This is a genomic window from Arthrobacter sp. YAF34, assembly GCF_052113245.1.
Taxonomy (GTDB): Bacteria; Actinomycetota; Actinomycetes; order Actinomycetales; family Micrococcaceae; genus Arthrobacter.
Map to the genome: position 1 here is coordinate 1 of NZ_JBFRCV010000029.1, position 6,522 is coordinate 6,522.

Sequence of the window (6,522 nt, forward strand, 5' to 3'; positions counted from 1 at the left end):
ACGTACGGCTACGCCATGGCCTTCGACGATGCCAATTTGCGCGGCGTCCCCGATCCGGCGCACCATCTGTGGTGGCTGGACGTGGAAACCGGGAACAGCTGGTCACCCGATACCACTGCTAACAGGGCGGACCTGGAGGGCATGACCGCACACCTGCGGAGCACCGGGGCGGAAGTCGGCATCTACTCCACCGTCTCCCAGTTCAGAAAAATTGCCGGCACAGTCGATCCGGGCAGCAACCTGAACCGGCTCAAGAACTGGACCCCCGGAGCGGCGTCGACGGCGTCCGCACAGGCGAACTGCGCGTCCACTCCGCTCACAACCGGCGGGACCATCACGCTGACCCAATTCACTGCAGCTTCCCTCGACTACAACGTCAGCTGCCCGCCCGTCCCGCCCACGCCGCGCGAGGCCACCTCCGCTCCGTCCCCTGAGCAAGCCCCGGACCCGGCGCAAGGGCCGCAGCCCGCACGGATCCCCCACACCATCAACTGGACCGTTTCTTGACCGGGCCTCCGGAATCGGCCAGCCGCAGGCCTAGAGGCCGGAGTTGATTGCCGCCAGCAGGGCTGTGCCGTCGGGGCTGCCTAGTCCGGTGCAGGGATCCCAGCCGGTCGCGGCGTGGTAGGTGCCGTTGTTTCCCGTGGTGACGTCGTGGAACCCGGTCGTCCGGCTGTAGAGGAGGGGCTGGATTTGGCCGAACCGGCGGCCGGTGGACTGGGCGAATAAGGCGATCAGTGCCGCCCAGAGGGGTGCGACGGCGCTCGTGCCCCCGATGACCATGTCCTTACCGTCGACTCGGACCCTGTACCCGGTCTGCGGGTCGGCTACCCCGCTGACGTCCGGGACGCCGCGGCCATGCGCGCGGGGTGAGGGCTTTGGTGCCGGTTTGCGGTGGCGGGCGTGGGCGGGCAGGCCGCGCTGCCAGGCCGGCACCGGGAACGAATCGCTGTAGCCGCCCCCGGTGGCTGAGTTCGGTCCGTCATTCCAGACGGTTTCCGAGCTGATGGTTCCGGTAACGATGTCGGCATTGAGGCGGGTGCCGCCGCAGGCCAGTGCGCGGGGGCTGGAGGCTGGGAAGTCCGCGTGGTCTTTGCCGTCCGTGGCCGCGTCGGCGCTGCCGTTGTCCCCCGCCGCTGCGGTGACGGTCACGCCCAGTGCCGAGGCGTCGGCGAGGGCCTGGTCAAACGCGGTCCGGGCCTGGGGGGTCCAGTCGTCCTCGTTCTGGCCCCAGCTGATGCTGATCGCGGCCGGTGTCGAGGCGGCGTGGGAGGCGTTGATGATCGCGTCGAGGAATCCGGCATCGGTGTTCGGGGCGAAGTAGACGAGAATGTCCGCCGCCGGGGCCAGGGCCCCGATGACTTCGATGTCGAGCAGCACTTCCCCGTCTGCCCCTGCAGGGTCCTGTCCGGGCTGGTTGGCGGCGCCGTCGACGCCCACGGCAGTCACCGTTGGCCCGGTCATCCCCAGACCTGCGAAGTACGCGTCAAGGTCCGTTTGGTCAAAGCCGCCGCCGAGTTCGATGATGGCGACGCTCTGACCGGTGCCGTCGGCGCCGGCAGGGAAGTTGTAGATCCTGGCCAGTTCCGGCGGGGTGTAGCTGGTGCCGGCTGCGGCCAGCGGGATCGCATGGAACTGGGCACGTGCCTGGGGGCGGTCATCGAGGCCCAGGACGGCCGTGACGATTCCGTCCAGTGCCGCCGGGACCTGCAGGCCCCCGGTCCGGTGCCGGTGGGTGATGTCCTGGCCGTGGGGTCCGCTGCTGGTCACTTCCTCCAGGCTGGTGCCAAAAATCCGGCTCAGCTGTTCGACCGTTCCGGCCAGCCGCAACCGGCGGGAGGCCGCGTCCGCGTCGAGAACTTCCGCTCCGAGCCGGGTGAACGTCTCGGTGGCGAGGCCCAAGTCGCTGGTGGAGGCTCCGTGGCGGGCCGCGAGCTCGGCGCTGGACATCGGTTCGGCGGGCATCTCGGTCAGGGGTTCCTGGCGGCGCAGGATGACGGTCACCTCGATCCTGCGAGACGGATCGACGGGCCCGTGCGTGGCCTGGATCCCGGCCGCCGCGGCGCGTTCCGAACCGGCCAGCGGGACATCCTGCGCGGTGGGGTTTGGGGTGATGTTCTGGTCAGACATGAAGGTGCTCCGTTCGTGGGACGGTTCTCGTTCAGGGCTTCGTTGGGGTCAGGGGAACGTCGTTCGGCGGCGGAAGTGTGCCGCCGCCGCGCAGCACCACTGGTGGAACCGGAATCGACGTCGGTGCAGGCGGAGTGGGCAGCGGCTGGGGTTTGGGTGCCGGCTCCGGCGGAGCCGGGAGGGTGACTGTCGAGCCGTAGGCGGGCGGTGCAGGGTTGTGCAGCGCCGGGTCGATGAGGTCAGCGAGGCCGGGGTCGTTGTCGACGCGGTCCACACCCAGTTCGGGCAGCCCGAGCAGCTGCATCACGGTCTTCGGGATGCCGGCGTGGTTGGACCAGCGGCTGTCGATGCCCGGCCTGACCGGGCCGCCGAACAGGATCAGCGGGACCCGCGGACCGTACGCGAGCTGCACCCCGTCCGGGGTGTGTTCGACATTCGGGGTGGGGACGTGATCATCCCAGCCGCCCCAGTCGTCCCAGGTGAGCAGGAACACCGTCTCATCCCAGCCACCGGATTTGACGACGGCATCCACGGATTCCCAGATCTTGCTCATCCCGATCGCTACGTCGGCGGTCGGGTGTTCGTCTTCGGGCGGATCGTGCCACAGATACGTCAGCGGCGGCAATTTCCCGGCGGCGGCGTCGGTGACGAAGTGCGCGTTGGGAATCAGGTTGGCGGAGCCGTTGAGTTGTTGGTAGAACCCGGCCGGGTAGTTGCTGGTCCCGGTGTAGCAGGCCCAGCCGATTCCCGCGTCCTCGGCGAGGCCCGGGACCGAGGGCATGTCCCACAGCGGCGGCGGCTGGGACCGGGACGGGTTGCGCAGCGTCGGAGACTGGCCGCCAATGATCAGCAGATGGTTCGGGGTGGAATTCGTTCCGAAGCCGCTGCAATGGTTTTCCAGAAACGCCCCGGTCAGCGCCAGGTAGGCGTAAAACGGGATCACCGTCGCGGTGTCGAACTGGGTCCGTGTTCCCTTGTGATGCCCGGTGAGCCAGCGATAGTACGCGTGCCGGTCGTGAGGCTGATCCGAGGCCGGCGGGTTGGCCTGGATCGGCCAGTCCGAGACAACGTTGGCCCCGTACGGCGCCAGGCCCCGAAAGTAATTGTCGGTGGTGTGGTTCTCCTGGACCATCACCACAACGCGCTTGACTCTGCTGTCCGCCATGACATCCCCGCTTCCTCGGCCGGATCACCCGGGCGCTTAATCGGTCACCCACGAGACTATGCCGAAAACTGCCCCCCGCAGCCCGACGGCGCCCACATTCGGGAAATGTTCACCTTAGAGGGCCGCCGGACCAGCCGGCCCTGCGGCTGGCAGTGCTGATGCGTCATCGGGGAGAGAAAACCGAAGACTCCCCGGGAGCAGGTTCGACGTTAGTCCTGGCGAGAAGGGCGGCAACGACCTCGGCGACGAGGTCTTCCTTGTCGCGTTTCTCCGCGTCCTCCATCTGTGCCACTTCAACCCGGGCGGCCTGCCACGCAGACCAATGTCCCGAGACAAGCGCCCAGAGGGAAAGCGCCGAGACATACACCACCGAATTCAGCCAGCCCATCATGAGCGAGACGGGAATCATCAGGATCCAGAAAACAGCGAGCCAGCCATTGACCCTCCGCATGAAAACCGGATCGCCCTGCACCATCGCCCAAAGGCTTTTTACCGGTCCCACTTTTGTCCTCCTCAGAAAATGGCAGGACAGCCCCGCCGACGGGACTATAACCACGCTCTCTGAGAGAACCCTGAAGAGTGGAAGCCGTGCCGCACGGAAGTCGCTGGTGCCGGTCAGGGGGCGGGTAGGCTCGACATTATGACTATTGACTCTTCATCCGACCGTGTCCGCCGACCGGGTGGCTGGCTGCCCGAGCAACAGGACGAACTCGAGGACTGGATTGCCGGTCACCGGGAACGGGTAGAGGCACGGGGTGAAGAAGTTCCTCTGCACCCCGTGATGGTGGAGTTCCAGGAACTGATTGCCAGCGATCCGGTTGTCCGTCTCTACATGACGGAGATGATCGAGCAGGTTCCGAAGTCGAAGCCTTACCGCAAACGGCACCTCACGAGCGTTGACCAGATGCTCCGGCTGATCAACGAGGTCCTGACAATGGCCCCGGAATTCAGCGAGGGTGGCATGGTCACCACGCCGTTGACGGCGATCCTCGATTGGACCATGGGAACCGAGGCCGGGTTCGCGGCCCACCGGGATCCGCGGATCATCGCCATGTTCCGCAAGATTCTGGACGCGTGGTGCGTGTTCCTGACCAGCGAGGACTCGCTGTACGTGCTAAACGACTCACCCTCCGGGTGGATGTCCGAGAAAGCGCGGCAGGTCGTCGGGATGGACGATTACCAACACGATGCCCTCGCCGAGCACTGGGGCTTCACGTCGTGGAACGATTTCTTCTCCCGTCGGCTCACTGCGACGTCCAGACCCGTCGCTGCACCCGAGGACGACAAGGTCATTGTCAGCGCCTGCGAGTCGACCCCGTACAAGATCAGCTCCGACGTTCAACGCCAGAGCCGGTTCTGGGTCAAGAACCAGCCCTACTCACTCGATGACCTGCTCGCCCGTGACGAGTCGGTGGAGCACTTTGTCGGCGGGACGGTGTACCAGGCGTTCCTGAGCGCGCTGAACTATCACCGCTGGCACGCTCCCGTCGCTGGAACGATCGTGCGGGCGTACCTCAAGGACGGCACGTACTTCTCCGAGGCGGAGTCCGAGGGGGCCGCCGCCGTCGAGCCGACCCTCTCGCAGTCATATTTGGCACATGTCGCGGCCCGGGCGATCATCCTGATCCAGGCCGACGACCCGGTCATCGGCCTCATGGCCGTGATCCCCGTGGGCATGATTGAGGTCTCGTCCTGCGTCATCGATCCGGAGATCGTCCCGGGCCACCACGTGAACAAGGGCGACGACCTCGGGTACTTCCAGTTCGGTGGCTCCACGGAGTGCCTCATCTTCCGGCCCGGTGTCATCGACCAGTTCGCTCTGGCCGCTATCCCCCAGCCCCAGGATCCGAACGCACCTCTCGTGCGCGTCCGGTCGAAGCTTGCAACCGCCAAGTCCTAAGGGCAACGGTGCGGCGTCCTGATCTGGCCTTCACACGGGGCGGAGGACATCACCGCACCGGAAGGGTGCCGGGCATCCCGATATCCGGCTACGAGCAAAACCCTGCGACCGCCTAAAACCGCCGAACCTCGAACGCTCCGGGCCTTTCCCCGCGTTTCGAGCACGTCCGGATTCGGGACGGTTCAAACTCCTTGCCGGAGCGACGCCCCTGAGCAAGTGGGACCGTCCCGGCTCGAAAGCCGGTCCATCGGATTCGCCGCACTCAGAGCGCGACAGTAGGCTGTTTGCGCCCTCGGCGAGCTGGGGCCTACCGTCGCCACGTACTGCGGAAGGCCGCCGCCACGTTCCGCGCGGTTGCTGGCCGCCCACACGTCCGAGAAAACCACTCACCCCCAGTGAAACCAAGCCCTGGGCAGACCGTCTGGAGAACCAATGTTTGAAACAGTCGTGCGAGAAGGGGTCGTCTTGAAGCCTCTCGAGACATGGCACGCCGGCGCGTTTGCCGAGCATATGAGCAGGGCAAGAGAGCATATCCGGCCGTGGGTCGGGCCGGCTTTTGTCACCGACACCGTCGACGGTGCCCGCGCTACCCTTCAGCGTTACGCCACAGCCTCCGCGAATGATGGGGCGCGCATCTATGGCCTCTGGGACGAAGGCAAGATCGTCGGAGGCGTCATGTTTGTCACGTTTGATCCCGTCTGGGGCATTTGCGAGGTCGGCTGCTGGCTCGAACCCGATGCTGTCGGAGGCGGCCTCATCACCCGGTCAGTCGAACTGCTCATGGAGTGGGCCTTCGTAGAGCGGGGGATGTCCCGCGTTGAATGGCGGTGCCGCACGGACAATGACCGCAGTGTTGCTGTCGCGCAGCGACTGCGTATGCGTTCGGACGGCGTTCTTCGCAGTAGCTGGGTCTACGACGGGAATCGATACGACAAAGAGGTATTTTCAATACTTCGTGCCGAATGGATGAGCACGCGACCTGTCATCGCTCAATGACAGACGCCGCCCCGACGACGGCCTCTCCGCCCTGACCGTAGCTGGCGTCCCGGGGGCTCACCTTTCGCGCGGGAAGTCGCGCGACACCTCACCGCGGAGCTGTCCTTTCTCCTCGCTCGCGCCGATTCGACGTCCGGCATCAATCCACGGCTGCCGGAGGCCGACGGCATCAGGGGTCGATCCGGCGTACCTGGATCGGCCACAGCCTTGCCTCTCCGAGCTTGCCCGCAATTTCCACGGCACGGACAAGATCGACGCAGTCGACGATGTAGTAGCCGGCGACAATTTCTTTCGTCTCCATAAACGGGCCATCGGTCACGGTGCATGTGCT

At 65.9% G+C, this 6,522-nt stretch carries 6 protein-coding genes and 1 pseudogene; 3 read left to right on the forward strand and 4 right to left on the reverse strand.

Features of this window, described 5'->3' with window-relative positions; genetic code table 11:
* Positions 1 to 507: pseudogene (locus AB4Y72_RS19495) on the forward strand (hypothetical protein); the annotation flags it as partial.
* Positions 508 to 537: 30 nt separating this feature from the next.
* Here AB4Y72_RS19495 and AB4Y72_RS19500 read toward each other — a convergent pair.
* The 3 genes from AB4Y72_RS19500 to AB4Y72_RS19510 form a co-directional block, all read right to left on the reverse strand.
* On the reverse strand, positions 538 to 2,130 hold the full coding sequence (locus tag AB4Y72_RS19500) for a S53 family peptidase (RefSeq protein WP_441427785.1): 1,593 nt from the start codon (positions 2,128 to 2,130) through the stop codon (positions 538 to 540).
* 31 nt (positions 2,131 to 2,161) lie between these two features.
* Positions 2,162 to 3,295 (reverse strand): alkaline phosphatase family protein, encoded by a 1,134-nt coding sequence (locus AB4Y72_RS19505; protein WP_441427786.1) that lies wholly within the window; start codon positions 3,293 to 3,295, stop codon positions 2,162 to 2,164.
* Between the two features lie 163 nt (positions 3,296 to 3,458).
* Positions 3,459 to 3,797, reverse strand: a complete 339-nt coding sequence (locus AB4Y72_RS19510; protein WP_441427787.1) for a hypothetical protein — start codon at positions 3,795 to 3,797, stop codon at positions 3,459 to 3,461.
* A 138-nt stretch (positions 3,798 to 3,935) separates the two neighbouring features.
* Between AB4Y72_RS19510 and AB4Y72_RS19515 the strand changes: the two genes are divergently transcribed.
* Positions 3,936 to 5,195, forward strand: a complete 1,260-nt coding sequence (locus tag AB4Y72_RS19515) for a phosphatidylserine decarboxylase family protein (protein ID WP_441427788.1) — start codon at positions 3,936 to 3,938, stop codon at positions 5,193 to 5,195.
* A 432-nt stretch (positions 5,196 to 5,627) separates the two neighbouring features.
* Entirely contained in the window at positions 5,628 to 6,191 is a 564-nt protein-coding gene (locus tag AB4Y72_RS19520) for a GNAT family N-acetyltransferase (RefSeq protein ID WP_441427789.1), read from the forward strand.
* Between the two features lie 169 nt (positions 6,192 to 6,360).
* Here the strand turns inward: AB4Y72_RS19520 and AB4Y72_RS19525 are convergent, their stop codons facing one another.
* Entirely contained in the window at positions 6,361 to 6,510 is a 150-nt protein-coding gene (locus tag AB4Y72_RS19525; RefSeq protein ID WP_441427790.1) for a YciI family protein, read from the reverse strand.
* Between the last annotated feature and the right edge of the window lie 12 nt (positions 6,511 to 6,522).